Raw genomic sequence first — 25,318 nt, 5'->3', positions numbered from 1 at the left:
GATAACTGGATAGTGAGCACGGATAGCTCACCGAACAGGCCATGGATCGGCCGACCTCATGCCAGTAGTAAGACGGGTCTTGCTGTGTTCGAATCTGTGACGGGGGCTGCGATGCAGAGCGCCCTGGACGGCCTCGCCATGCGCCAGCGTGCCATCGCCAACAACATCGCCAACGTGAATACCCCCGGCTACCATGCCCAGCGCGTCCAGTTCGAGGAAGCGCTGGCCAAGTCGGTAGCCCACGGGGACGGCAGTGCCAACGCCAGCATGGACCGCTCGCTGGAGCCCACGCGGCTGGACGGCAGCAACGTCAACCTGGATACCGAGACACTTTCCAACATTGAAACTGTGCTGCGCTACCAGTTCGCAGCCCGTGCCGCGGAGAGTCCGTTCAGCGGCGTCCGCACGGCGATGAGGACCAACTAATGACTTTCGACGCCATTGGCATCGCCGGTACCGGCCTGACCGTCCACCGTAAGTGGCTGGACGCTGTCTCCGACAACCTGGCCAACGCCAACAACGCCACCAGCACCGACGGCGCCGCTTTTCAGGCCCGCTATGTGGTGGCGCAGGAAGGCAAGGGCGTCTCCGGCGTGTATGTGGCCGGGGCCGACTTCGGCGACGCCGAAGGCACCATGGTGCACGAGCCGAACCACCCGCTGGCCGACGAGGAGGGCTACGTCCGCTACCCGGACATCGATATGTCCCAGCAGATGGGTGCCCTGATCATGGCCCAGCGCGGCTACCAGGCCAACGCCGCCGTGGTGGACCGGGCCAAGTCCACCTACGAAGCCGCCCTGCAGATTGGACGCAACTGATGCCGCTCTCTTCCATTCCGCCGATCCAGGGCGTGACCGGCACCGGCTACCTGCCCGCGGCCGAGGCGCCGCAGTCCACCAACGGCGTTGGGTTCGCCACCTCGCTCACCGGTGCGGTCGACAACCTGCAGCAGTTGCAGTCGACCTCCAACGAACTGGCGATCCAGGCCGTGACCGGCGACCTGAACGACATCCACAACGCGACGCTGGCCTCCACCCGCGCCGCGGTGACGTTGGAACTGGTCGCCGCGGTCCGGAACAAGGGCGTTGACGCCTTCAACGAGATCATGAGGATGCAGGCCTAATGCCCGCCACAGTCTCCTCCTGGCTCTCGCGGTTGGGCAAAACCATCCGCGAGTTCACCGTCGCGCAGCGCACCATCGCGATCATCGGCATCGCCGTCGTCGTGCTGGGCATCGCCGCCCTGACGGCGTGGGCCTCCAAGCCCTCCTACACGCCGCTGTTCTCCGGGCTGGCCGCCGCCGACGCCAACACCATCGTTGAGCAGTTGCGCACTGACGGGGTCCCGTACGAGCTGACCAACGGCGGCGGCACCATCCTGGTGCCGGAGGAAAACGTCTACGACCAGCGTCTCAAGGCCGCCTCGGCGGGAATGCCGAGCTCCTCCACCGGCGGGTATTCGCTGCTGGACGACATGGGCGTGACCTCTTCCGAGTTTCAGCAGTCCGTGACCTACAAGCGCGCGCTGGAAGGCGAGCTGGCCAACACCATTGAAGCGCTCGACGGCGTCAAGACCGCCTCGGTGCGGCTGGCCATCCCGGAGGAGACGGTGTTCGTCTCCGAGAAGGGCGAGCCCACCGCCTCCGTGTTCGTGGACACCGAGCGGACCACGCTGGGCGCCGACCAGGTCCAAGCCATCGTGCACCTGACCTCCGCGTCCATCGACGGGATGAAGCCGGAGAACGTGGCCGTCATCGACGCCGCCGGCACCGTGCTGTCCGCCGTCGGCGTGGGTGCCACCGGTTCCGCGGACAAGCAGGCCTCCGACTACGAAGAGCGTGTCCGCGCCTCGGTGCAGACCATGCTGGACCGTGTGGTCGGGCCGGGCAACTCCTCCGTGGTGGTGGCCGCGGACATGAACTACGAGTCCGCCGAGCGCGTGGAAGAGACCTTTACGACGCCGGACGGCGCGCCCGCGTTGAACGAGTCCACCGAGACCGAAGAGTACGAGGGATCCGGCGGCGGCGCGGCCGGCGTGCTGGGCCCGGACAACATCGCCGTGCCCGGTGATGCAGCCGGCGACGGAACGTTCACGTCCGAGTCGGAGACCAAGAACAACGCGCTGAACAAGGTTACCGAGACCCGTGCCATCCCGGCCGGTGCGATCAACCGCCAGACCGTCTCGGTGGCGCTGGATGCCGACGCCGCCGGTGCGCTGAACCTGGCCAACATCGAGGGCCTGGTCACCACCGCAGCCGGCATCAATGCCGACCGCGGCGACGAGGTCACCGTGGAGTTGGTGCCGTTCAATACCGCCGGCGCGCAGGACGCCGCGGAGGCCCTGGCCGCCGCGCAGGCCGCCGAGGAAGCCGCGCGCCAGGCCGAGCTGATCCGCACCGCCATCATCACCGCGGGCATCGTCCTGCTGGTGATCATCGCGCTGCTGGTCTACGCCCGCTGGTCGCGCCGCCAGAACCGCGAGCCGGTGGACCTGGGCGAACTGCAGGACTTCCAGCCGGAAATCGAGGCCCCGCAGGACCTGCAGCTGCCCGCGCCGAAGCCCGTCGTGCCGGAACCGATCCCCGTGGTCGCCCCCTCGACCACCGCGCTGGAGCTCACCGGACCGCCGGAGCTGTCCGACGAGCAGAAGGACATGAACCGCAAGCGTGCGGAGATCGACGCCCTGGCCGCCCAGGAACCGGACAAGACCGCCGACTTCCTGCGCTCCTTGATGGATGAAAAGCAGAACGCATGAGCGAGCTATTGACCGCCCTGACCGGCACCCAGAAGGTGGCCGTGGTGCTGATGCAGATGGAACAGGCCCGGGCCGCCGAGGTGATGAAGCGCTTCAGCGAGGCCGAGGCCGAGCTGATCACCGCCGAGCTGGTGGGGATGGGCCGGGTGGATCCCGAGGTCGCCGAAGAGGCGTTCAAGGAATTCCACGACATGACGGTCAAGGGCCGGCGCCGGCCGCGCGGCGGCAAGGAGTTCGCTGCCGGACTGCTGGCGGCCTCTTTCGGCGCGGAGAAAGCCGCCGGGGTGCTGGAACGGCTGGCCACCTCGATGGCCGGCAAGCCGTTCGAGTTCATGGACGAGGCCGACCCCAGCCAGCTGATCACGCTGCTCAGCGGCGAGATCCCGCAGACCATTGCCCTGGTGCTGGCGCACATGCGCCCGGAGCAGGCCTCTGCGGTGATTTCCGGTCTCGATGAGTCGGTCCGGCCCGAGGTGGCCCAGTGCATCGCCACCATGGGCACCGCCACGCCGGAGGCCGTGACGATCGTGGCCGAGACGCTCAAGGTGCGGGCCGGCGCCGTCGTGCCCCGCCAGCAGGTGGAGGTGGTGGGCGGCGTGCAGCCGTTGGTGGACATCATCAACCGCGCCGACGTTGCCACCGAGCGCGCGCTGCTGGAGGCGCTGGACGAACGCGACCCGGAGCTGGCCGAGGAAGTCCGCTCGCGGATGCTGACCTTCGAAGACATCACCAAGCTGGAACCGCGCGACGTGCAGCAGGTGCTGCGCGGGATCGAGATTGCGGTGCTGGCGGTGGCCATGAAGGGCGCCAGCGAACCGGTCACCGAACTGATCCGCAAGAACGTCTCCGAACGCAACCGCGACATCCTGGACGACGAGATCAACGCCACCGGCCCGCTGCGCATGTCGCAGATCGAGGAGGCCCGCGCGGACATCGTCCGTTCCATCCGCGAGCTGGAAGCCAGCGGCATCATCACGGTCCAGCGCGGCGTGGAGGAAGACGAATATGTCTACTGACGCAACGTTCTCCCGGCTGAGCTTCCCGGAGCTGAACACCGGGGCGAACAATTTCTCCAAGATGGCCTACACCGAGCTGCGCAGCGACGACGAGGCGCAGGAGCGGGCGTTCGAGCAGGCCAAGGTCCGCGGCCACGCCGCCGGCTACACCGCGGGCATGCGTGAAGGCGCCGAGATGATGCGCGCACGCCAGCTGGCCATGGAGCAGGACCACGCGGCGATGATGGCCGACGGCCGTGCCCGCGTGCAGCAGGCCGTGGCCGCGCTGGGCGCTGCCACCCGCGCACTGGAAGAACGCGCCGCGCCGGTGCTGGCCGCCGCGCAGAACACGCTGGCGGCGGCAGCCATGGAGCTCGCCGAAGCCATCCTGGGCCATGAACTGTCCGACGGCGATGCCTCCGCGCGCTCGGCTCTCACCCGGGCTTTGGCCGGCGTGGATGCCTCCCGCGTGCACACCGTCCGGATGAACCCGGCCGACCTGACCATGCTGGCACCGGAGACCCGCAGCCAGGCCGGCGTCAATTTCAGCCCCGATTCTTCGCTGGCCCAGGGCGACGCGGTCACCGAATTCGCCGACGGCTTCCTGGACGCGCGGATCGGCACGGCGCTGGCTCGCGCCAAGGCCGCGCTGCTGGAGGTGCGGCAATGACCGCCGTGGCCTGGCGCCCGCGTGCCGACCGGTTCGCCGACGCGCTGGCCGCAGCCGCGCCGCAGCGCTACGGGATGGTCTCCTCGGTGGTGGGCCTCGGCGTCGAAATCATTGGCCTGGACTGCGCCATCGGCGACCTGGTGGTGATCGGCGACGGCCGGGGTGTGGAGGCCGAGGTGGTGGCCACCAACCGGGACAGCATCCGCTGCATGCCGCTGGGCCGGCTCACCGGGATCAACACCGGCACCCCGGCCAAGGCAAAGGGTGTTCCGGTGCTGGTGCCCACCGGCGCCGGGCTGTTCGGCCGGGTGCTGGACGGCCTGGGGCGGCCGATCGACGGCAAGGGCCCGCTGGTTTTCGATCAGCTGGTGCCGCTGGACAACGACACCCCGTCCGCCATGCACCGGGCGCGGATCGAGACCCCGCTGCAGCTGGGCGTGCGCGTGCTGGACACGCTGACCACGGTGGGCAAGGGCCAGCGCATGGGCCTGTTCGCCGGTTCCGGCGTGGGCAAGTCCTCGCTGCTGTCCATGATCGCCCGCGGCACCGACGCCGAGGTCTCCGTGATCGCGCTGGTGGGGGAGCGCGGCCGTGAAGTCCGCGAGTTCCTCGAGGACGACCTGGGCGAGGCCGGCCTGGCGCGTTCCATTGTGGTGGTCTCCACCTCCGACGAACCCGCGCTGATGCGGCTGCGTGCCGCCTTCACCGCCACCCGGATCGCGGAGTCCTTCCGCGACCGCGGCGCCGACGTGATGCTGATGATGGACTCGCTCACCCGCGTGGCCATGGCCCAGCGCGAAATCGGGCTCTCCGTCGGCGAGCCCCCGGCCACCCGCGGCTACCCGCCGTCGACCTTTTCCGTGCTGGCCCGATTGCTGGAACGCGCCGGCACGGCGGAGACCGGCTCGGTCACCGGCATGTACACGGTGCTGGTGGACGGCGACGACCACAACGAACCGATCGCCGACTCCGCCCGCTCCATTCTGGACGGGCACGTGGTGCTGGACCGCAAGCTCGCGGTCTCCGGGCACTACCCGTCGGTGGACCCGCTGGGTTCGATCTCCCGCGTGGCTTCCAAGGTCAATACGCCGGAGAACTCCCGCGCCGCCGGCGCCCTGCGCAAGGTACTGGCGGCCCGCAAGGCCGCGCAGGACCTGCTGGACGTGGGCGCCTACCAACCCGGCTCCAACCCGATGGTGGATGCGGCCGTGCAGCACGAAGACGACATCAACCTGTTCCTGCAGCAGCGGATGGACGACCAGACGCCCGCCGCCCAGTCCTGGGATCAGCTGAACCGCCTGGCCCGCACCCTCGGAGGTATGTAGAGATGGCCCGATCCTTCCCCCTGGCCGGACTGCTGCGGCTGCGCCAGCTCCAGCAGGACCAGGCCGCCGGCCACCTCGCCGCCGCCAACAACCGTGCCCGCGAGTCCGGTGCCCGGGTGGTGGCCGCCCGGAACGAGCTGGGCGAGATCATCAGCGAGGTCTCGGACGCCGCCACGCTGCATGCCGTGGCAGCCGCCCGGTCCGCCTCGCGCAGCATGCTGGCAGACCTGGAAAACCTGGACCGCACCCGGCAGCACGAGGCACACCAGGCGCAGCAGGAGTTCCTCGCCGTGCGCAAGCAGTCCGTGGGGCTGGAGAAGCTGGAAACCCGGCACGTCCAGGCCGAGGCAGTCGAAGAGCTCCGCCGCGAGCAGTTGGTGCTGGACGAGCTGTCCATCGGCGCCCGGGGCGGTGACGGACGATGAGCATGGTTGACGCCATGGGGCGGATCCAGCAGATCCAGTCCACCCTGACCCAGCTCACCCAGCCGGCGGTTGCGGCGGAGGCCGCTTCTGGCGCGTCCGCCAGCAGCGGCACGGCCGGCAGTACGGCAAGCACGTTTGCCGACGCGCTCACCGCCGCGTCCCGCAGCTCGGCGGTCGGCGCGACCACCGGCAGCGCCGCGCCCGGGTCCGCCGCGACCGGCACCGCCGCCGAACTGATTGCTGCCACCGAGAAGTACGTGGGCCTGCCCTACGTCTGGGGCGGCAACGATGCCTCCGTCGGGCTGGACTGCTCCTCTTTCGTGCAGCACGCCTTCCGCGACGTCGGCATCGACCTGCCGCGCGTCACCTGGGACCAGATGAAGGAAGGCACCCCGGTAGCCTCGATGGCCGACGCCAAGCCCGGCGATCTGCTCTTCAGCTTCGACGGCGGCCACGTGTCCATCTACCTGGGCAACGGCAAGGCCATCGATGCCCCGCAGCCCGGCGACACCATCCAGGTCCGCGATGCGTGGGAGAACGATTCCAACATCACAGCCATCCGCCGGATCCTGCCCGATGAACCCACGGTCCAGGCCGCCGGCGGTGTTGGCGCTGCTCCCGGCGCTGTTGCCGGCTCAGGGGCACTGACCGCCGACCAGCAAAGTGCGCTGACCGAACTGATCGGCGCCGCCCAGCTCTCCACGTCCACCGGACTGGGCTCGATGCCCGGCGGCCAGAACGGCACCGCCGGCGCGATCAGCGCGATGCTGTCCGGCCAGACCGGCTCAACCGGCCTCGCCTCCATGCTCTCCGGCCAGGGCTCCGCCGGTTCCGGACAATTGACCGATCTGCTGGCCACCGCGCAGGCAGCCATGGGGACAGGACAGAGAGCATGAGCCTCCCTGTGAACTCCCTGCCCATCGCCCCCGCCGCTTCGCCGTCCCGCGGCAGCGCGTCGGGCTCGCGTTCTTCCGGCCCCGGCTTCGACGCCGCCATGCAGGACGCGCTCCAGCAGGGTTCCGCCTACTCCGCGAAGCCCTTAAAGCACGACGCCGCTGCCTCCGCCGGGGGCAGCAAGACTGCCGGCGGTGTCACGGGGCCCGCGGTCGTCACCGAGCAGACCGGATCTGCTGCTGGGAGCGGTTCCGTGTTTGCTGTGGCCGGAACCGGAACACCGCAGGCTGCCGCCGATGGCAAGCCAGCCATCGAGCCCCATGCCAACTCTTCCGGCACCGCGGCAACATCTGATGGGACAGGTGCAGCTACACAACCAAGCGACACTTCGGTGACGTGGCCTCTGGCTGGCGCCCCAGCCCTGTCTGCTGGCGACCCTGCCGGTGCCGGAACTTCAGCAGAACGGGAAGCCGCGGGGCCAACTCGGTTCACCGCGCCCGGTGATGGTGTCCTCACGGAAGTCGTCACTGAAAGTACCGATCGCTGGCCCGCCACGGTGGGCGTCCAGGCGGGGGCAGCAGGAGCATCCGCCGGCGACCGCGCTGCGGCCAGCGCTCCCGCCAGCGCCGCGACGCCGCCTACAGTTGTTAGGGCGAGCGTGGCTCAGCCTGCCGTTAGCCCTATTCACGGACAGGTCATCGCCGCTCAAGGCGCCGGAAGCACCCCCGCTGCCGCGGCCACAACGCACGCCACGGCCGCCGCCACCATGGGAACACCCACTAGTGCCGCCGTGAGCGGAATCCCTACTGATGACGCCGCATTCGGGGCCTCCGCTGGCGTCGCAGCTGCAGTTCGAGCCATCGCCCTCGAGATCTCCGGTCGCGCCGCGACCGGTCCCGCTGGTGCCGCTGGTGCCGTCACGGTAACGCCAGCTGCCACCGCTGCAACAGCAGTTGGAACCGGCGCGACCGGAATCCAAGCTGGTGCCGCCGCAATGGGAACTGCCGCTGGCGTCACATACGCAGCTGGAGCCTTCGCCTACGGAACCTCCGGTGGCGCCGCGACCGGTCCCGCTGGTGCCGTCACGGTAACGCCAGCTGCCACCGCTGCAACAGCAGTTGGAACCGGCGCGACCGGAATCCAAGCTGGTGCCGCCGCAATCGGAACTGCCGCTGGCGTCGCCGGAACCGGAACAGCGGCTAGCCTTAATGCCATCGGTACACCGGCTGCCCCCGCTACCGGGACCCCTTCTGACGCCCTAACCGGAGCCCCCGCCGGTGTGACGGTCCAGGCCGCCGTAGTCCCCGCAGCCGTTTCGGCGGCGGGAGCCACCCTGACGCCGGCGGTCAGCATGGGGGAAGCAACGCAGAACCAGTCGACTGCTTCTCTCGCGCAAGCTGCCCCGACGCAACCACCAGTGCAGGCGACCACAGCTACACAGCTGCCCACCGGCGTCGTACTTCCCCGGCAAACGATCCCGGGCAGCGCGGCTCAGGGTGGAGTTGGTGCGACCACAGGGCCAAGCGCAGCCGCGGTGGCTGCCACGGCGACGGTCAACGGTGCCCGTGGCGAGGCCGAACAGCTGCCGCCCAACGGCCAGGTTCCAGTCGCCGCCCAGCCTGCCCCGGTGTCGCCCGCGGCAACGGCTCCGACCTCGGCGCCGGCTCCCTTACCGTCGCACCAGCAGTTGCCCTTCACCGCGCAGGTGGCCCGGCCGCTTTTCACCCTGGCGCAGGCCAAGCCGGGCGAGCACGTGATGACCATCAGCGTCACGCCGGACAACCTCGGTCCGGTCACGGTCCGGGCCCACGTGACGGGGGAGGGTGTGCGGGTGGAGCTGTTCGCGCCGAACGAGGCCGGCCGCGACGCCCTGCGCACCATCATGGCCGACCTGAAGCGCGACCTCGCGTCGACCGGTATGAACGCCAACCTGGATTTGTCCAACCACAACCGGCCGAACGATGACCGCCCCGGCATGCAGTTCGGCCCGGATGGCCGCCCCTCCGGCGGTTCGCAAAGCCAGGACGGGCGCCCCGGCACAGCAGCCGGAACTGGCGCCAACACCGACACCACCGACCCATCAGCCCTGCGACGTCCCTACGGGATTTCGACCAGCCTCGACGTGCTGGCCTGAGACAAGGAGAACCATGCCCACCGACTCAGTCCCGCCCGTCGGCACAGTCACCCCGACGTACACGGCCCCGCCCGTCCGCGCGCCGAAGCAGACCATGGACGGCGAGATGTTCATGCACCTGCTGGTCACCCAGCTACAGAACCAGGACCCCAGCTCGCCCATGGACACCAACCAGATGATCTCCCAGAGCACCCAGCTGGCCATGATGGAGAGCATCTCCACCATGACCACGACCAGCGAGGAGAACTTCTCGCTGCAAATGCGCGGTGTGGCCGCGGCGCTGGTTGGCCAGCAGGTGAGCTACTACGGCCAGGACGGCTCCCTGATCACCGGCACGGCCAGCTCGGTGTCCTACGCAGGCCCGGTCCCGCAGGTCATCGTTGACGGCAAGGAGATCCCTCTGGATCTGGTTGCCGGAATCAACGGAGCGCCGGCGGAGTCCGGCACTAGTCAAGGCGCTAACGACGCCGGTGCCTCCACTGCCGGCTCAGTCGACGATGCTTCCAGTACCAACGGGGGCGCCGCCGCCTGAGATGTTGCTCCCTGAACCGGCCCCTGCGCCGCATGAAATTTCCCAACACTGAATCTCTCGTCCATTCCACGATCCGAAAGGCGCTGATTATGCTCCGCTCGCTCTACTCCGGAATTTCCGGTCTCCGCTCGCACCAGACCATGCTGGACGTCACCGGTAACAACATTGCCAACGTCAACACCACCGGCTTCAAGGCCTCCGCCGTGCAGTTCCAAGACACCCTGTCCCAGATGAACAAGGGTGCAGCCGGTGCGCAGGCCGAAGCCGGCGGCACCAACCCGGCACAGGTAGGCCTCGGCGTGCAGGTGGCCGGCATTTCCACCAACTTCACCCAGGGGTCCTCGCAGGCCACTGGCAAGGCAACCGACATGATGATCTCCGGCGATGGCTTCTTTGTCACCACCAAGGGCGGCGAACAGCTCTACACCCGTGCAGGTGCCTTCGAACTGGATGCAAATGGTCGACTCGTCTCGCCGGACGGTGCGATCCTGCAGGGCTGGATGGCCACAGCTGGCAAAGTGACCACGGGTGGCCCGGTCACCGCGATAGACCTCTCCCCAGACGCAATTTCGCCGGCAAAGGTATCGACTCGTGCCGTCGTCGCTGGCAACCTGCCGTCCGACGCGCTTCCTTCGGATCAGCCGCTGACCCGAGATGTGGAAATCTTCGATAATGAAGGTGCGAAGAAGACTTTGACCTTGACGTTTTCCCGTAGCGCAACCGGATGGAACGTATCGGCAGCCGATGAAAACCGTGGAACGGGCACAGCCACCCTGACTTTCAAAGACGGAGTCCAAACGCCGGCTGGCGTGAAGCTGTCCATGACGGGAAGCAGTGCGGCAGACATCACCGTAGACCTCTCGGCCATCACCGGATATGCCAGCATGACCACCGTGGCATTCGATGGCCAGGACGGACATGCAGCAGGTTCTTTGGAATCTTTCACCATGTCTTCGGACGGGACACTGATGGGCTCGTTCAGCAACGGGGCTCAGGCCATTGTCGCTCAGGTGGCTTTGGCGAACTTCACCAACCCGGGCGGACTCGAGAAGGCTGGTTCGTCGTCGTACCGCGTTACTGCTAACTCGGGTCAGGTGGAACTCGGTACTGCCGGATCTGCGGGGCTGGGCACGCTGGCCGGCGGGTCGCTGGAAATGTCCAACGTGGACCTGTCCCAGGAATTCACCAACTTGATCGTCGCGCAGCGCGGCTTCCAGGCCAACGCCCGTATCATCACCACCTCCGACGAAGTGCTGCAGGAACTGACGAACCTGAAGCGCTAGCCCGGAGGTCCCCAAGCCACCACCGAAGTTTGGTTGCCCGACCGTTCGCGTGGCAGCCGCAGCGGCCGTCTGCACCGTTCGCAGGCGGCCGCTTTTTCATGACAGCGAGTTTTCTTCCTCTGCCCGCGGGGGCAGCCCATTCGGCGTCCACTATCCCTACACATTGGGTTGTTTCGCTGGTGGGTCGAATATTTGTACGAATAAAATTGTGATATGGCGCTTGCACCGTTGGACCGTATCGGGGAGATGGAGGACCCTCTTTCCGAGGTACGCGCCCTGCTGCAGGATGTGGCTGTTTGGTTCGCCGCCGAGTCCGGTTCGCTGAGCACCCGGGAATTGGTCAACACTGTAGCGGCCGTCGAGGACGTTTCGAAGACGGTGGAATTCCTGCAGGTCGCCGGCGCCCACGCGGTGGAGCGGGCGGATATAGCCGCGAACGGGGAAACGGCAGGCGGCCCCAGCGCCCTTGCGGAGACGCCTGATTCGTCCGGTGCCGCGGGGTGGGCCAACCCGGCGGCGGCCATCGCCGCCTCCGGGAACGACGCCGGCGTTGACGCCGCGGGCCCTGACAGTGCGGGGCCGAAACAGCGGGAGCGGCGGCGTAAGACCGAGTTCCGGAACAACGCCGAATACCTGCGTTCCCGACTGGGGATCGGCATTATCGAAGCGCGGCGCCGGCTGCGCGTCGGCAAAGTGGTCACCGCGCCGGTGCGGTTCGACGGTGAACCCGGTGCTCCGGCGCTGCCGATTCTGGCGGAGGCGATGGCCTCCGGGGAGATCAGCGGGAACGCTGCCGTCCTTGTCACCGATTCGATCGCCCGTGCCCGCCATGCGGCCGATCCCACGACGCTGGAAGCGATGGAATCGTCGCTGGTCCGGCAGGCTGCCGAGAGCGACGCCGACACGTTGGTGATGGTCGCGAAAACCTGGGAAACAGCTGTCGACCAAGACGGTGCCGAGCCCTCGGAAGAAGAACTGCGGTCCCGGCAGGGCATGTTCTACCGCGGGCGCAGGCGAGGTTTGCACCAGTTCGTCATCAACACCACCGACGACCAGTACGAAGCCCTCGCCACCGTGATGAACAGCGCCGCGAACCCACGCATTCGTTCAGACGCCATCGAAGCCGCCGCCAACCAAACCCGGGACAACCAGACCGCGGCCAACAGCCGGAGCGAAGGCGCTCACGCTGAATCGGATGCGAACCGTTCAGACGACACCGAAACGACGGAGGACGGGATGGCCCGTCCCGGTGTTAAGGATGCTGCGAGCGAAGTCGCCAGTCACACCCGCACCGACCGAGCAGATACTTCTCCCTCTGGTGAGGAGGAGGATAGCGCTGCTGCGGAAGCGGGTTCACGTCCGGGCGACGTGGATCCGGCGGTCGTGGAGGGGATGGACGGCTTCACGAGGGCGCAGAAGCTGCTGGCCGGCCTGATCGGTGCCTGCCGGATCGCCCTGAACACGCACAAGCTTCCGGACTCGGGCGGGCACCGAACCCAAGTAATGGTCACCGCCGGCTATGAACAGTTGGCCGGATTGCTCTCTGGCGGTGGCAGCGCGGTGTTCAACGGCCCAATCTCGGCCAAAACAGTGCGGCGGATGGCCTGCGATGCCGAAATCATCCCCGCCATTCTCGGCTCGAAGGGCGAGGTCCTGGAACTGGGCCGGTCCAAACGGTTCTTCAGCCGGGCGATCCGCCGGGCACTCGTGGTTAGGGACAAGGGCTGCGCCTTCCCGGGATGCACCATGCCGGCGTTTTGGACCGAAGCGCACCATATCGTGCCCTGGTGGGATGGAGGGCGCACCGACGTCAACAACGGCGTCTGTGTCTGCGGCCTCCACCACGACCTGATCGAGCAAGGCAACTGGGAAATCAACGTTGTAGACGGGATCCCGTGGTTCACCCCGCCCGAATACATCGATCCCGACCGCAGACCGCTGCGAAACTCGTACTGGCAAACCCACGTCCCACCCCAGCCAATCCGGAGCTCTCGATGAAGTCAGCTTCCCGCGGTGCCGGTTGCCCTTGCTGGGTGCGATCGCCACCCAAAAGAACGGCCGGTTCCCACAACCGCTGGTTGGGCACTCACCTGTGTTCGCGAAATTTTTAGGAACCAGTTGCTGGTCCGGCCTTCCAGCGCGGGGTGACACAGCTGACAGCCAGCCCGCTTAGCTAACCGCAGGGCGTGCGCGGCCGAAGGTAGTAGGTAGCGGCTCACCGGAGCCCTCGAGAAACCTGGGATGGGCTGATGATCGTAGTAACGCGGCTGAATGACAGCCAGTTTGCGGTCAACCCTGACCTGATTGAGCGCATCCATGCCAACCCGGACACCACGCTGGTGATGGTGGACGGCGCCAAGTACATCGTCACCGAGACGATGAGCCAGGTCATCGAAATGATCGCTAGCTACCGGGCATATGTGCTGCATCTGGCCCGCGAATTGCCGCCTTCAGTCCACCAGCACAGCCACCCCCAACTCGGCCTTGTGCCCCCAACGGCACCCGCCTCCGGCGACGACTCCGGGGACTCCGGTAACACTGTGCCGCTGCGCCCTAGGAATACGTAAATGGATCCCGCAACACTAATTGGCCTCCTGCTGGCCTTCGGCTCGCTCTACGCCATGATCACCCTTGAGGGTGCCCACGTCTCAGCGCTTCTCATCCCGGCCCCCATGATTCTGGTCTTCGGTGCCACCATCGCCGTCGGCTTGGCAAGCACCACGCTCAGGGACGGCATGCAGGCGATCAAATCGCTGCCGCAGGCCTTTACCGGCAAGGTGGCGAAGCCGCAGGTAGTCATTGACCGGGTGGTGGAATTGGCCGAAAAGGCCCGCAGCGAGGGCCTGCTGGCACTGGACGCCGAGGCTACCGAGGAGAAGGACCCGTTCATGCAGCGGGCGCTGCAGAACATAGCCGACGGCACCGACGGCGAGGAACTGCGGATCCTCCTCGAAGACGAGATCAGCACGAAGGCGCGCGCCGATCGCCAATCGTCCAAGTTCTATATGAGCATGGGCGGCTACGCGCCGACCATCGGCATCATCGGCACGGTGGTCTCGCTGACCCACGTGCTGGAAAATCTCTCCACCCCGGACACTTTGGGACCGATGATTGCGACGGCGTTCGTTGCCACGTTGTGGGGGCTGCTGTCCGCCAACTTCATTTGGCTGCCGATCGGCGGCAAGCTGAAGCGTTTGGCGGATCTGGAAACCGAGCGCATGACCCTGCTGATGGAAGGCATGCTGGCCGTGCAGGCCGGTAGCCAGCCGCGACTGCTGGGGGAGCGGCTCCGGGCCATGGTTCCTGCACATGAGATGGGCACCGGCAAGCCGGCCAAGGAAGGCAAGTCCGGCAAGTCCGACGACAAGCCCGAGGCCAAGGCGGCATGAAGTCCCGACGGCCGCGCCGTCCGCTCGGCGAGGAAGAAGACGAGCACCCGGACGAACGCTGGATGGCCTCCTACATGGACATGGTCACCGTGCTGATGTGCATGTTCATTGTGCTTTTCGCCATGTCAACGGTGGATGCGGCAAAGTTCCAGCAGTTGGCCAATTCGCTGGCCACCGGTTTTGGAGTGGAGCGCACCCAGGCCGTGGATACGGCCGAGGGCGTAGTGGTGCCCCCGGAACTCATCGACGAAGATGGGCAGGGGTTCACCGCCGGCGACGCCGAGGAGGACACCGAGGGCGAGCAGAAGACCGATCTGGACCTGGCCATCCAAGAGGTCAACGACCTGCGCAGCATCCAGGAGAAGATCACCAAGGGACTGCAGAAAGAAGGCTTGGATAAGGCGGTCCGCTTCCAGCTGGATGAGCGCGGGCTGACCGTCCGCCTGATTGGCAGCGAGACCTTCTTCGAGCCGGACTCGCCAATACTCACGCGCCAGACCATCAAGATCCTCAATGTGGTGGGACCGGTACTGAAACCCGTCGGCTACGAGCTAAAGGTCGAGGGCCACACGGCACAGGTACGCCATCTGGACCCAGGGGCTCTGGACTGGGAACTCTCCTCCGAGCGGGCGGTGAATGTGCTGCGGCATCTGGTGGAGGACAGCGGCGTGGCGTCGAACCGGATCTCCGCCGTGGGGTTCGGCGAGTCCAGGCCGTTGAAGACCAGCGGGAGCGATGAGGATTTGGCGATGAACCGCCGCGTTGACATTGTGGTGCTCTCCGGCCAGCCCGAAGCCATCAGGAACCTGATGCCGGAAGTGATCAAGGACCCTGCCGGTGCCGCCAAGGAGGCCGCCGCCGAACGGGCAGAAGCGGTCCAGAAGGCGGCCGAAGCCGATGCGGAGGAAAAGGCCGCGGCAGAGGCAGCGGAGGCTGAAGGCTCCGAAGGCAAATCCGAGCGGGTTTCCGGCGAGCCGGGCGCAGGAGGCTCCGGCGGGGGCCAAGTCGTCACCGGCGACAACGGCACCGTCGGTCCGGCACCGAGCGCCACTTACGCACCGGCGCCGGGCGGGACCTCCGAGGGCCACTGAGGGCTGGCCGGTGACCGCTAAAGGCGCGCCGTCAGCATCCGGGTGCCAGGGGCAGCGACGCTCTGGTAGCCCGGATGCACCACATCTCGCGGACTCCTTACGTCCGCGATTTAGCTGCCGATAGTGCCTGCTGTGACGGTCCAGGAACATGTGCAATCTAACGCGCCCGAAAAGCCGGCCAGAGCCGTCGAAGTGTACGACTTCCGGAGGCCGACCACTCTGGCGCGCGAGCACTCGCGCGTGCTGGAACTGGCCTTCGAAACCTTCGCCCGCCAGTGGGGCACGCAGCTGACCGCAAAGGTCCGGGTGATCTGCACTGTGACCTCCGAACAGGTCCAGATGCAGACCTACGACGAGTACGCGGCCTCGTTGCCGGCCAGCACCGCGATGGTGCTCTGCGCGCTGGACGACATCACCGGCAAGGCGGTGCTGCAGTTCCCCACCAAGGCGGCGATGACCTGGGTGGACCACATGCTGGGCGGGAACGGCACCCACAACTACCCGGACCGCAAGTTCACCCAGATTGAACAGGCCCTGGTTAGCCGGCTGATGGAAGATGCGCTGGAGGACCTGCGCTACTCGCTCGGCTCGCTGCTGACCACGCCGATCAGCCTGGACCAGATCCACTACAACTCGCAGTTCGCCCAGGCCGCGGCCACGAATGACCTGATGATTGTGGCGACGTTCGAGATCCGCGTGGGCGATCTGTCCGCACCGGCCACCGTGGCCATCCCGGCCGAGGTGCTGCTGACCCAATTGCGCGATTCGTTCGCCCTGAGCAGCCCGGCCAACGCCCGCAAATTGCTGGAAGCCCAGCTGGTGCAGATCCCCGTGGATGTGTCGCTGCAGTTCGCCCCCATGCGGGTCCGTCCGGGCCAGGTGCTTGACCTGTCCATCGGGGACCTGCTGCCGCTGCCGCACCCGCAGCACCGCCCGCTGGATGTTGCCATCAACGGCCAATGTCTGGCCCATGCCGCCGTCGGCGCCAACGGCAACCGCCTGGCCGGAGTCATTGTTACAACCGAGGAGAACGCCCGATGACACAGACCCAGACCCTGCAGGCTGCTGCCGCCGACGCACTCCTCGGGCTGCTGCCCACCAACACTCCGCTTTACGCGGTGCGCCAGGATGAAGGCGGGCCGCTGCCCGGGCAGGTGGCCTCCGCCGTCGTTGGTTCCTTCGTGGGCGGCACGTCCGCCGATGTGGCGCTGGTGGTGGCCGACCAAGCCGCGCTGGCCGCCGCCGCCGGTACTGATTCCCCGCTGGTTTCCGCCGCTGATCTGCTGCGTCCGGCGCTGGAAGCTGCCACGTCGGTGCTCGGCGCCGGCGTGCTGGGGGAGGCGCACGTGGCCAACGCCGCGGCGCTGTTCTCCGATCCGGAAGCCGCGGTGTTCAAGCTGACCGGCGGCGACGGCGAGGCAGGCGGTTGGTTCGCCATCCGGCTGCGCGGGAACCCTGCGGGCAACGGTGTGGACGAGTCCGTGCTGGCCAAGTTGGGCCGCATCAACAACGTGGAGATGGCGCTGACCGTGGAGATCGGCCGCACGCGGATGTCGGTGCGCGATGTGCTGAACCTGGAACCGGGCGGCGTAATTGAACTGGACCGCTCGGCCGGCGCCCCCGCTGACGTGCTGCTCAACGGCCGGCTGATCGCGCACGGCGAGGTCGTCGTTGTCGACCAGGACTACGCCGTGCGCATCACCAAGATCCTCGACGTGCCCGAAGGACTCCTCTAAATGGAGACCGTTGTCCTTGCCCTGCGGGTAGCGCTCTCGCTGGCCGTGGTGCTCGGACTGCTCTGGGTACTGCAGCGCCGCTTCAGCCGTGGCGCCCGCACCGGCGCGCGCAAGCTCGTGCGCGTGGTGGAACGTCAAACCATTGGGCCTAAGGCTTCGGTGGTCGTGGTGGATGCCGACGGCCAGCGTTACCTGCTGGGCGTGACCGACCAGGCCGTGAACGTGCTCGACACCCGCGAGGCTCCGGTGGAGGAAGAGGCGCAGCCCTCCCACCGGGCGCCGCAGACCGCGTCGGACAGCTTCGCCCGGCTGCTGGAGTTGGCCACCGGCCGTACGGCAGGCAAGGACCAAAGCGCTGGCCGCGCCCCGGCGCGCGCCGCGGGCACCGGTCAGTCAACAGCCCAGACAACAGCGGAGTACGACGACGGAGCCTCGCCCCGCCGTGCCTCGGCACCTGCCATCGACGAGGCCTCTGAGCTTCGGCATGCCGGTCTGTACCCGATCGAGGGCGGGCGCCGCTCCGAACGCGCCGGCCGCCGGGCCTCCCGGGCGGCCGGCTGGCAGGAGCAGGCCCCGGATTCCCCGCTGGCCGGCTCCATTCTTTCTCCGTCCACGTGGAAGCAGACGGCCGTAGCCCTGAAGCAGGTCCGTTCGCGTTGAGCATCACCGGCACTCCGGCCCTGACGGCAGGCCGCTGGCCTCGTCTGGCCACCGCAGCACTCCTGACACTCCTGCTGGCAGTGCTCTTTGCCGTAGCCGCCGCACTCCTTAACGCCCCGTCGGCTTTCGCGTCGCCGGTGGCCCCTGTTCCTCCGGTTGACCCGTTGGCTCCGACCGAACCGGGTTCGCCGGACGGCGACGGCGGGTTCTCGGTGGAAATCAACGGCCCCAATGGCACGCCGTCGTCGGCCGTCATTACGCTGCTGGGCATCACGCTGCTCTCGGTGGCCCCGGCGCTGCTGCTGATGATGACGTCCTTCACCAAGATCTTCGTGGTGCTGGCGATGACGCGGAACGCGCTGTCCCTGCCCTCGATCCCGCCGAACCAGGTACTGGCCGGACTGGCCCTGTTCCTGTCCTTGTTCATCATGTGGCCGGTGCTGACCCAGGTGAATGAGCTCGGCGTGCAGCCGTACATGGAGGGGACGGAGACGTTCACCGATGCGGTCTCGGCCGCCGCCGCCCCGCTGCAGAACTTCATGCTGGCGCACACGCGGCAGGAAGACCTGGCGCTGATGATGCGGGCCGCGGACCTGCCCAACCCGGAAAACCCGGAGGAAGTGCCGCTGCAGACCCTGATTCCGGCGTTCATGATTTCGGAACTGCGTGCCGCGTTCATCATCGGGTTCGTGATCTTCGTGCCGTTCCTGGTGATCGACCTGGTCGTCGCCTCGGCGCTGATGTCAATGGGCATGATGATGCTCCCGCCGGTGATGATCTCCCTGCCGTTCAAGATCCTGCTCTTCGTGCTGGTGGATGGCTGGGGCCTGATCATCACCGCCCTGGTCGGAAGTTACGGTACCTAGCTGTGGATACAAATGCCGTCTTGGACATCGGCCTGCAGGGCCTGTTGATCGCCGCCAAACTCTCCGCCCCGGTGCTGGTCACCGCGCTGGTGGTGGGCTTCGCCGTGTCCTTGGTCCAGTCCATGACCCAGATCCAGGAGATCACGCTGTCCTTCGTGCCCAAAGCCGTGGCCGTCGCCGTGGCGTTGCTGGTCTGCGGGCACTGGATGATCTCCGAGATGGTCTCATTCACCCAGGAAATGTTCGAGAAAATCCCCGGCCTGCTCGGCGGCGGATAATGAACATCCCGCTCGACCAGGCGTGGATCGAGGCCACCATGCTGGCAGGTGTCCGCATGGTGGCTTTCCTGCTCATAGCCCCGCCGTTTTCGTACGGCGCCATCCCGGCCCGGATTAAGGCCATGCTCGGCGTCGGGCTGGCGCTGGCGGTGTCGCCGCGGGTGGCCAACGGCTACGAACCGCTGAGCACCGCAGGGTTTTTCGGGGCACTGGTGCTGGAGATCCTGGTGGGGGCGCTGCTGGGCTTTCTGGTGTTGATCGTGTTCTCGGCGGTGCAGTCCGCGGGCACGCTGATCGACTTGTTCGGCGGTTTCTCCATGGCGCAGGCGTTCGATCCGCAGTCCATGGTCAACGGCGCGCAGTTCACTCGGCTGTTCCAGATGGCCGCGCTGGCGCTGCTGTTCGCCTCCGACGGCTACCAGCTGATCATCGGCGGGTTGGCGCGCAGCTTCACCGCGCTGCCGCTGGGCGGGGGAGTGGATCTGGCCGAGCCTGTGCAGGTGATGATCACCGGCGTGACCCAGATGTTCCTGGCCGCGGTGCAGATTGCCGGGCCGCTGCTGGTGGTGTTGTTCCTGGCTGACGCCGGTTTGGGCCTGCTCACCCGCGTGGCCCCGGCGCTGAACGCGTTTGCTCTGGGCTTTCCGCTGAAGATCTTCCTGACCCTGATGTTGGGCGGGGTGGTGTTTGTGGCGCTGCCGCGGATTGTCTCGTCCCTGGCCGGGCAGGCCGTGACGGCGCTGACGGGGGTGGGCTAGGTGTCGCAGGAAACCTCCGAAGAACGGACAGAACAAGCCACGGCCAAGCGGATGAAGGATGTCCGCCAAAAGGGCCAGCTCTCCAAGTCCCAGGACCTGACCGCTTGGCTGGGTATCGGCGCCGCTGCCGTGATGCTGCCGATGACCATCGACAGGGCCTCGCAGGCCGGCACCGACCAGATGTTCACCGTCACGCGGATGATCGCGTCGCCGGATCCGGGGCTGGTGGTCAAGGCGCTGGAGGACGGTCTGGGCACCATCATGTACACGCTCACGCCGATGTTCCTGGCCGTGGTGGCCGTGATCATCGCCGGCGCGGCGCTGCAGGGCGGCATTCACTGGAAGAAGTTCAAGCCGGAGACCCAGCAGTTCAACTTGGTCAACGGGATCAAAAAGGTGTTCGGTATGCAGGCGCTCTGGCAGGGCGTGAAGGCGCTGCTGAAGACCGTGGTGGTGGGGCTTGCCTTGTACTTTGTGGTGCAGGGGCTGGTCCCGGTGCTGATGACCGCCGGCGGGCTCTCGGTCGCCTCGCTGCTCGACGCCGCCGGCGGCGGCACCGTCGGGCTGCTGCAGACGGCGATCATCGCCGGCCTGATCCTGGCCGCGCTGGACGTGATGGTGGTGATCCGGCGCAACCGGAAGAAGACCCGGATGACCAAGAAGGAAGTCCGGGACGAGAACAAGAACTCCGAAGGCGATCCGCTGATCAAGTCGCAGCGGCGCTCGCGGCAGTTGGCGATGAGCCGGAACCGGATGATCGCCGCGGTGGGAGGCTCCGACGTCGTGCTGGTGAACCCGACGCACTACGCGGTGGCGCTGAAATACGAACCGGGCAAATCCGCGCCGCGCGTGGTGGCCAAGGGGGCCGGCCTGATTGCGGCCCGCATCCGCGAGGAAGCGGAGACCACACACGTGCCGGTGGTGCGCGATGTGCCGCTGGCGCGGGCCCTGCACGCGGCGTGCGAGATCGGGCAGGAAATCCCGTTGGAGCTCTACAACGCGGTGGCCCGCGTGCTGGCGTTCGTGATGAGCCTGAAGGCCCGCGGCACCTCAGCCAATACAGCCGCAGGCGTCCACACCATGGCGGAGCCGGCGATGACCGATGCCGATGCCGCCGCCCATGCTTCAACCCGGCAGGGCCGACGTGCCCTGTCCCTACCGTCCTCACAACCGTCGCCTGGAGGTGACTGATGAACCGCAACCTCTCCAAGCTCGCTGTCCCCATGGGCGTGGTGGGCATCATCCTGCTGCTGGTGGTGCCGATCCCGGCCGGGCTGCTGGATGTGCTGATCATCGTGAACATTCTGCTGGCGCTGGTGATCCTGCTGACCACCATGTTCGTGAAGAAGCCGCTGGACTTCTCCGTGTTCCCGTCGCTGCTGTTGGTGGCCACGCTGTTCCGGCTGGGGCTGAACGTGGCGTCCACCCGGCTGGTGCTGGGCGACGGCTACGCCGGGCAGGTGATCGAGGCCTTCGGACATGTGGCCGTGGGCGGTTCGATCATCATCGGCGCGGTGGTGTTCCTGATCCTGGTGGTCATCCAGTTTGTGGTGGTCACCAAGGGCGCCGAGCGGGTGGCCGAGGTGGGTGCGCGCTTCACGCTGGACGCAATGCCCGGCAAGCAGATGGCGATCGACGCCGACCTCAATGCCGGCCTGATCACCGACGTGCAGGCCCGCGAACGCCGCGCCGAAGTGTCCGCGGAAGCCGACTTCTACGGCGCGATGGACGGTGCGTCCAAATTCGTCAAGGGCGACGCGATCGCCGGCATCATCATTATCATCATCAACATCGTCGGCGGCATCGCCATCGGCATGCTGCAGCGCGGCATGCCGATCGGCGAGGCGGTCAGCACCTACACGCTGCTGACCATCGGCGACGGCCTGGTCACGCAGATCCCGGCGCTGCTGATGGCTGTCTCCACCGGCATGGTCGTCACGCGGTCCAACGCGGACTCGGAGATGGGTTCGGATGCGTCCGACCAGCTGACCCAGTCGCGGCAGGCACTGATGATCGCCGGCGGCGCCGCCATTCTGCTGGCCCTGATCCCGGGCATGCCCAAGATCCCGTTCATCCTGGTGGGCGCTTTCCTGATTTTCATGGCGCAACGGCTCAAGGCATCGGAGGCTGCCAAAGCCAAGGACGACGACGCCGCTGCCGCCGAAGCGGGTCCGTCGGCTCCCGCTTCGGAGACTACCGAGGACCTGATCGAACAGATGCGGGTGCATGCGCTGGAGATCCAGCTTGCACCTGACCTGGTGGACCTGGTCTCCGGCGCATCGGACGACCTGCTGGCCCGGGTGCGGGCGTTGCGCCGGAAGATCGCGATGGAACTGGGCATTGTGGTGCCGCCGGTGCGCACCCGCGACAGCATCGACCTGCCCATGTCCACCTACGCGATCCGGATTGCCGGCGTGGAGACCGGCCGGGGCGAGGCCCCGGCGGGCAAGGTGCTGGCGCTGGGCGACAACCTGGACTCGCTGCCCGGCATCGCCACGGTGGAGCCGGTGTTCGGGCTGGCCGGCAAGTGGGTTCCGGCGGAGATGCGGCACAGTGCGGAGATGACCGGAGCCACAGTGATCGACCGGGTCTCGGTCCTGGTGACACACCTGTCCTCGCTGATCTCGGCCAACGCGGCCCGGCTGCTCACCCGCGAGGACGTGCGTGTGCTGACCGAAGGCGTGAAGTCCGTGAATCCGTCCGCCGTCGACGAACTCACGCCGTCGCTGCTCTCACTGGCCGAGGTGCAGCGGGTGCTGCAGGGGCTGTTGGCCGAGCAGATCCCGATCAACGACCTGCCGCGTATTTACGAGGCGCTGGCGCTCAAGGCCAAGTCGTCCACCGACCCGGAGGGCCTGATCGAGGCCGCCCGGCAGGCATTGGGGCCGGCCTTGACCGCGCAGTACCTGGACGGGCAGTTGCTGCGGGTCATCATGATCGACCCCACGCTGGAGCAGTCCATGTTGGAGGGCATGCGGCCGTCCGAACTGGGCACGCAGATCCTGCTCTCGGCCGACCGGACCGAAGCCGTGCTGGCCTCGTTGCGGAATGCGCTGGAGAAGGTGGAAGCCAACGGGCTCACCGCTGTGCTGGTATGCGCACCCGCGCTCCGCCCGGCCATCCGACGGCTCGTATCGGCGCAGTCCGGGGGACTTCCGGTACTGTCCTACCAGGAGGTCACCTCCGCCAATGTGAAGATCGAGACCGTGGGGGTAGTGCGTGTCGGCCAGACGGCTGCAGCTTAAAGGCGCTTCACTGCAGGAACTTAAAGCCCAGGTCCTGGCCGAACACGGACCCGACGCGAAAATCGTAGCCGCCGAGAAAGTCACCGTCGGCGGCATCCGCGGATTCTTCGCCCGTGAGCACTACGAAGTCACCGTGGAACTGCCTGCCCCGTCGGTGCGCGGCCAGCATGCGCTGGACCAGAAGGCCCGCGCCGGCATCGCCGCACTGCTGGCGGACGCCGAGCTCGCCGAATCCCAGTTGCACGGCTCCCGGTTGCCAGCAAAGGCGCCAGAGCTGCACGTGTCCACGCACACCGACCAGTTCGCGGTCATCATGGACAACCTGACGTTCAATACCGCCCGGCCCACCCGGCTGCCCAAGGGGGCCAAGCTGGAGGAGCCGGGGCCCGAGGCTGCCGCGCCGGCAGCGGCGCGGCCGGAAGCGGTCTCGGCCGCGGGCGCCGAGCCGGCAAGCGCCGAGAACGCTCCGGCGAGGCCCTCATTTGGGCGGCGACGGACCGACTCGAAACCGAACGTCGAAGCCGCCTCGGAGCCCCGGGCAGCCGGTATAGGTCGGGAAACAGATGTCGCTGCGGGAGCTCCGGAGGCGCCTGCTGAAACTCCCGCTGCGTCTACCGCCGCACCCGCCGTGTCAGGAGCGATTGCCGGCCCGGAGGCCGGGACTGCTACCCGGCAGGCTGACAGGGCAGCGGGCAACGAGGCCAGCAGACCGGCATCCCCGCGCTCGGCGCTCGCAGACGGACAGCCGGACGCCGTGGTGGGCACCGTCGTCGTCAGCGGCGTTGTGGCCGCCGCAGGAAGGGGGGAGCCGGACCAAGCGCAACAGCCGTCGGGCCCGGGATCGGCGGCAGCACCGGTCGTTCCTTCGCCGCTCTACGGGCCGGGGGATCTGGTGCTGGTGATCGGCCAAGGCGGCAATGCCTTGGAGGCGGCCAATTCGATGGCCGCCGCCGCGCCTGCCGTCAACGGTGCGCCGTCGGAGGCGGCCGACTGGATCTCCAGCGGCGGGAACATGGTCAGGATGGCCGGCGCGCACGCTGCTGACGTCAGGCGTCCGGTGCAGGACCGCAACAGTGCCATCGGTGCCCGCGCCCGCGGGGTGGAAAGGGGACAGAGCGTGTTCGTGGCGTTTGGCCTGGGCCACTCGCTCACGCCGTCCCTGGAGATGCTCGCGATCCTGCCAGCGCTGGGAGCGGACCAGATTTGGCTTGCCGTGGACGCCGGGCGGAAGGCCGAGGACACGGACCGCTGGGTGCAGTCCGTGCAGCGTGTTGTTGTTCCCGACGGCCTGGCCGTGACCGGAACCCGGCACACCAGCAGCCCGAAGACCGTCAACACCTTGGGCGTTCCTGTCGGCTGGGTGGACGGGGAGCCGTCCGAGGCCGCTTGGCTCTGACGTCCGAGGCACTCTGGCTCTGACGTCCGGGGGGCGGCGGATCGAAGCCGGGGCTGCGGCCCGCGCAGGAGCGATTCCGCTTAACTGTTCCACGGCTCCCACGAAGCCGCGTCGCGGCCCGGCGGATCCGTGTTTTTCCTGCGATAGAGTTGACGGGTGCTGGTGCTGACTCGTAAACCCGGAGAGCGGATCCTGATCGGTGACGACATCGTCATCACCGTGCTGGACGCCCGCCGCGACGGCGTCCGCCTCGGCATCGAGGCCCCGCGCGGCGTGAAAATCCAGCGCGACGAAGTGGTCCAGGCCGTCAGCGAAGCCAATATGGCTGCCGCGCAGGGCGGGCCGGAGGCCGAAGAGCGCATCAAGGCCCTGTTGGGGCTGAACGTTACCGGCAAGAGCGATTCCGGCGGAAACTGACCTCCGAGTCAGCCGGCCCCAGGCCGTTTCACGTGCGCCGGCATCGCCGCCGCGTTCGCTCGCATCGCCTTCACGGACGCTGACCACCGCCAAGAAAGGCAGGGTGATGTGACAGTCGACGGGCAGTTCTGCGGGTCGCACAGAGGTGGGGCGCCGCCGTCGTCATGGTCTTTTTTGACCTAAGCCGTCGCGGCAGGATAATCTTAATCGTCGTTGTGCGTGTCCAACCTCGATACGCTATGTCCGTGAGACGGCCCGGTTGCAGGGCCAACCTGATCCACGGAAATAGCCGAGATTCTCTGGGCCACTGGTAGTTTTCAGTCCTCACCTGAAGTTCCGGTAGCGCATCACCAACTTTGCGCGTGCGTTCTGCGAAGAATGCGCCGCTACCTTAGAACACCAAACGAAGGCAAAAACCGTGCGTACGTACACTCCGAAGCCCGGCGATATCAACCGCCAGTGGCACGTCA

26 protein-coding genes are annotated in these 25,318 nt (G+C 67.3%); all 26 read left to right on the top strand.

Features of this window, described 5'->3' with window-relative positions:
• The first annotated feature begins 84 nt into the window (after positions 1-84).
• Positions 85-426, top strand: coding sequence for a flagellar basal body rod protein FlgB (locus AC5RWT_RS18525; protein ID WP_494081426.1), 342 nt, complete (start codon positions 85-87; stop codon positions 424-426).
• Entirely contained in the window at positions 426-818 is a 393-nt protein-coding gene (locus AC5RWT_RS18520; protein ID WP_494081425.1) for a flagellar basal body rod protein FlgC, read from the top strand. Before AC5RWT_RS18525 ends, AC5RWT_RS18520 begins: the two co-directional genes overlap by 1 nt.
• Positions 818-1,123 carry a flagellar hook-basal body complex protein FliE gene (gene fliE / locus AC5RWT_RS18515; protein WP_241914702.1) on the top strand — a complete coding sequence of 102 codons (306 nt, stop codon included), beginning with the start codon at positions 818-820 and terminating at the stop codon, positions 1,121-1,123. Before AC5RWT_RS18520 ends, fliE begins: the two co-directional genes overlap by 1 nt.
• On the top strand, positions 1,123-2,754 hold the full coding sequence (fliF, locus tag AC5RWT_RS18510; protein ID WP_494081424.1) for a flagellar basal-body MS-ring/collar protein FliF: 1,632 nt from the start codon (positions 1,123-1,125) through the stop codon (positions 2,752-2,754). Before fliE ends, fliF begins: the two co-directional genes overlap by 1 nt.
• Positions 2,751-3,770 carry a flagellar motor switch protein FliG gene (gene fliG / locus AC5RWT_RS18505; protein ID WP_494081423.1) on the top strand — a complete coding sequence of 340 codons (1,020 nt, stop codon included), beginning with the start codon at positions 2,751-2,753 and terminating at the stop codon, positions 3,768-3,770. The genes fliF and fliG overlap by 4 nt, the downstream gene beginning before the upstream one ends.
• Complete coding sequence (locus tag AC5RWT_RS18500; protein ID WP_494081422.1) at positions 3,760-4,419, top strand: FliH/SctL family protein; 660 nt, start codon at positions 3,760-3,762, stop codon at positions 4,417-4,419. Before fliG ends, AC5RWT_RS18500 begins: the two co-directional genes overlap by 11 nt.
• Positions 4,416-5,744 (top strand): FliI/YscN family ATPase, encoded by a 1,329-nt coding sequence (locus AC5RWT_RS18495; protein ID WP_494081421.1) that lies wholly within the window; start codon positions 4,416-4,418, stop codon positions 5,742-5,744. The genes AC5RWT_RS18500 and AC5RWT_RS18495 overlap by 4 nt, the downstream gene beginning before the upstream one ends.
• Positions 5,745-5,746: 2 nt before the next feature.
• Positions 5,747-6,169 (top strand): flagellar FliJ family protein, encoded by a 423-nt coding sequence (locus tag AC5RWT_RS18490; protein ID WP_494081420.1) that lies wholly within the window; start codon positions 5,747-5,749, stop codon positions 6,167-6,169.
• A complete protein-coding gene (locus AC5RWT_RS18485) occupies positions 6,166-7,065 on the top strand; it encodes a C40 family peptidase (protein ID WP_494081419.1) in 900 nt (299 codons plus the stop codon). The genes AC5RWT_RS18490 and AC5RWT_RS18485 overlap by 4 nt, the downstream gene beginning before the upstream one ends.
• 1,277 nt (positions 7,066-8,342) lie before the next feature.
• Entirely contained in the window at positions 8,343-9,197 is an 855-nt protein-coding gene (locus tag AC5RWT_RS18480) for a flagellar hook-length control protein FliK (protein ID WP_494081418.1), read from the top strand.
• A 13-nt stretch (positions 9,198-9,210) separates the two neighbouring features.
• Positions 9,211-9,729, top strand: a complete 519-nt coding sequence (locus AC5RWT_RS18475; RefSeq protein WP_494081417.1) for a flagellar hook assembly protein FlgD — start codon at positions 9,211-9,213, stop codon at positions 9,727-9,729.
• Positions 9,730-9,818: 89 nt separating this feature from the next.
• The gene (locus AC5RWT_RS18470) at positions 9,819-11,012 is read left to right on the top strand and encodes a flagellar hook protein FlgE (protein ID WP_494081416.1); all 1,194 of its coding nucleotides are present in this window, start codon (positions 9,819-9,821) and stop codon (positions 11,010-11,012) included.
• 213 nt (positions 11,013-11,225) lie between these two features.
• Entirely contained in the window at positions 11,226-13,010 is a 1,785-nt protein-coding gene (locus tag AC5RWT_RS18465; RefSeq protein ID WP_494081415.1) for an HNH endonuclease signature motif containing protein, read from the top strand.
• A gap of 251 nt (positions 13,011-13,261) precedes the next feature.
• Entirely contained in the window at positions 13,262-13,579 is a 318-nt protein-coding gene (locus tag AC5RWT_RS18460; RefSeq protein WP_494045948.1) for a flagellar FlbD family protein, read from the top strand.
• Positions 13,580-14,401: a motility protein A gene (locus AC5RWT_RS18455; protein WP_494045949.1), complete on the top strand. Its 822-nt coding sequence runs from the start codon at positions 13,580-13,582 to the stop codon at positions 14,399-14,401.
• On the top strand, positions 14,398-15,492 hold the full coding sequence (locus tag AC5RWT_RS18450; RefSeq protein WP_494081414.1) for an OmpA/MotB family protein: 1,095 nt from the start codon (positions 14,398-14,400) through the stop codon (positions 15,490-15,492). The genes AC5RWT_RS18455 and AC5RWT_RS18450 overlap by 4 nt, the downstream gene beginning before the upstream one ends.
• A 132-nt stretch (positions 15,493-15,624) precedes the next feature.
• Entirely contained in the window at positions 15,625-16,533 is a 909-nt protein-coding gene (locus AC5RWT_RS18445) for a flagellar motor switch protein FliM (RefSeq protein WP_494081413.1), read from the top strand.
• On the top strand, positions 16,530-17,228 hold the full coding sequence (gene fliN / locus AC5RWT_RS18440; RefSeq protein ID WP_494045952.1) for a flagellar motor switch protein FliN: 699 nt from the start codon (positions 16,530-16,532) through the stop codon (positions 17,226-17,228). The genes AC5RWT_RS18445 and fliN overlap by 4 nt, the downstream gene beginning before the upstream one ends.
• Entirely contained in the window at positions 17,229-17,888 is a 660-nt protein-coding gene (gene fliO, locus AC5RWT_RS18435) for a flagellar biosynthetic protein FliO (protein WP_494081412.1), read from the top strand.
• Between the two features lie 2 nt (positions 17,889-17,890).
• The gene (gene fliP / locus AC5RWT_RS18430; RefSeq protein WP_494081438.1) at positions 17,891-18,754 is read left to right on the top strand and encodes a flagellar type III secretion system pore protein FliP; all 864 of its coding nucleotides are present in this window, start codon (positions 17,891-17,893) and stop codon (positions 18,752-18,754) included.
• Between the two features lie 2 nt (positions 18,755-18,756).
• Complete coding sequence (gene fliQ, locus AC5RWT_RS18425; RefSeq protein WP_127511122.1) at positions 18,757-19,032, top strand: flagellar biosynthesis protein FliQ; 276 nt, start codon at positions 18,757-18,759, stop codon at positions 19,030-19,032.
• On the top strand, positions 19,032-19,790 hold the full coding sequence (locus AC5RWT_RS18420) for a flagellar biosynthetic protein FliR (RefSeq protein ID WP_494045954.1): 759 nt from the start codon (positions 19,032-19,034) through the stop codon (positions 19,788-19,790). The genes fliQ and AC5RWT_RS18420 overlap by 1 nt, the downstream gene beginning before the upstream one ends.
• The gene (locus AC5RWT_RS18415; protein WP_494045955.1) at positions 19,791-20,981 is read left to right on the top strand and encodes an EscU/YscU/HrcU family type III secretion system export apparatus switch protein; all 1,191 of its coding nucleotides are present in this window, start codon (positions 19,791-19,793) and stop codon (positions 20,979-20,981) included. It abuts the gene before it with no gap.
• The gene (flhA, locus tag AC5RWT_RS18410) at positions 20,981-23,035 is read left to right on the top strand and encodes a flagellar biosynthesis protein FlhA (protein WP_494081411.1); all 2,055 of its coding nucleotides are present in this window, start codon (positions 20,981-20,983) and stop codon (positions 23,033-23,035) included. The genes AC5RWT_RS18415 and flhA overlap by 1 nt, the downstream gene beginning before the upstream one ends.
• On the top strand, positions 23,010-24,431 hold the full coding sequence (locus tag AC5RWT_RS18405; RefSeq protein ID WP_494081410.1) for a hypothetical protein: 1,422 nt from the start codon (positions 23,010-23,012) through the stop codon (positions 24,429-24,431). The genes flhA and AC5RWT_RS18405 overlap by 26 nt, the downstream gene beginning before the upstream one ends.
• Before the next feature lie 156 nt (positions 24,432-24,587).
• Positions 24,588-24,848 (top strand): carbon storage regulator CsrA, encoded by a 261-nt coding sequence (gene csrA, locus AC5RWT_RS18400; RefSeq protein WP_494081409.1) that lies wholly within the window; start codon positions 24,588-24,590, stop codon positions 24,846-24,848.
• Positions 24,849-25,318: the final 470 nt, after the last annotated feature.

The sequence above is a fragment of the Arthrobacter sp. Dra40 genome, assembly GCF_059091905.1.
The sequence above is the reverse complement of the archived record's forward strand: the minus strand, read 5'-3'. Positions and strand labels throughout refer to the sequence as shown.

What these genes read in the sequence shown, in the direction of transcription:
- AC5RWT_RS18520 (WP_494081425.1), top strand. Translation starts at nt 426, where the DNA reads ATGACTTTCGACGCCATTGGCATCGCCGGTACCGGCCTGACCGTCCAC.
- fliE (WP_241914702.1), top strand. Translation starts at nt 818, where the DNA reads ATGCCGCTCTCTTCCATTCCGCCGATCCAGGGCGTGACCGGCACCGGC.
- fliF (WP_494081424.1), top strand. Translation starts at nt 1,123, where the DNA reads ATGCCCGCCACAGTCTCCTCCTGGCTCTCGCGGTTGGGCAAAACCATC.
- fliG (WP_494081423.1), top strand. Translation starts at nt 2,751, where the DNA reads ATGAGCGAGCTATTGACCGCCCTGACCGGCACCCAGAAGGTGGCCGTG.
- AC5RWT_RS18500 (WP_494081422.1), top strand. Translation starts at nt 3,760, where the DNA reads ATGTCTACTGACGCAACGTTCTCCCGGCTGAGCTTCCCGGAGCTGAAC.
- AC5RWT_RS18495 (WP_494081421.1), top strand. Translation starts at nt 4,416, where the DNA reads ATGACCGCCGTGGCCTGGCGCCCGCGTGCCGACCGGTTCGCCGACGCG.
- AC5RWT_RS18490 (WP_494081420.1), top strand. Translation starts at nt 5,747, where the DNA reads ATGGCCCGATCCTTCCCCCTGGCCGGACTGCTGCGGCTGCGCCAGCTC.
- AC5RWT_RS18485 (WP_494081419.1), top strand. Translation starts at nt 6,166, where the DNA reads ATGAGCATGGTTGACGCCATGGGGCGGATCCAGCAGATCCAGTCCACC.
- AC5RWT_RS18475 (WP_494081417.1), top strand. Translation starts at nt 9,211, where the DNA reads ATGCCCACCGACTCAGTCCCGCCCGTCGGCACAGTCACCCCGACGTAC.
- AC5RWT_RS18470 (WP_494081416.1), top strand. Translation starts at nt 9,819, where the DNA reads ATGCTCCGCTCGCTCTACTCCGGAATTTCCGGTCTCCGCTCGCACCAG.
- AC5RWT_RS18465 (WP_494081415.1), top strand. Translation starts at nt 11,226, where the DNA reads ATGGCGCTTGCACCGTTGGACCGTATCGGGGAGATGGAGGACCCTCTT.
- AC5RWT_RS18460 (WP_494045948.1), top strand. Translation starts at nt 13,262, where the DNA reads ATGATCGTAGTAACGCGGCTGAATGACAGCCAGTTTGCGGTCAACCCT.
- AC5RWT_RS18455 (WP_494045949.1), top strand. Translation starts at nt 13,580, where the DNA reads ATGGATCCCGCAACACTAATTGGCCTCCTGCTGGCCTTCGGCTCGCTC.
- AC5RWT_RS18450 (WP_494081414.1), top strand. Translation starts at nt 14,398, where the DNA reads ATGAAGTCCCGACGGCCGCGCCGTCCGCTCGGCGAGGAAGAAGACGAG.
- fliN (WP_494045952.1), top strand. Translation starts at nt 16,530, where the DNA reads ATGACACAGACCCAGACCCTGCAGGCTGCTGCCGCCGACGCACTCCTC.
- fliO (WP_494081412.1), top strand. Translation starts at nt 17,229, where the DNA reads ATGGAGACCGTTGTCCTTGCCCTGCGGGTAGCGCTCTCGCTGGCCGTG.
- AC5RWT_RS18420 (WP_494045954.1), top strand. Translation starts at nt 19,032, where the DNA reads ATGAACATCCCGCTCGACCAGGCGTGGATCGAGGCCACCATGCTGGCA.
- flhA (WP_494081411.1), top strand. Translation starts at nt 20,981, where the DNA reads ATGAACCGCAACCTCTCCAAGCTCGCTGTCCCCATGGGCGTGGTGGGC.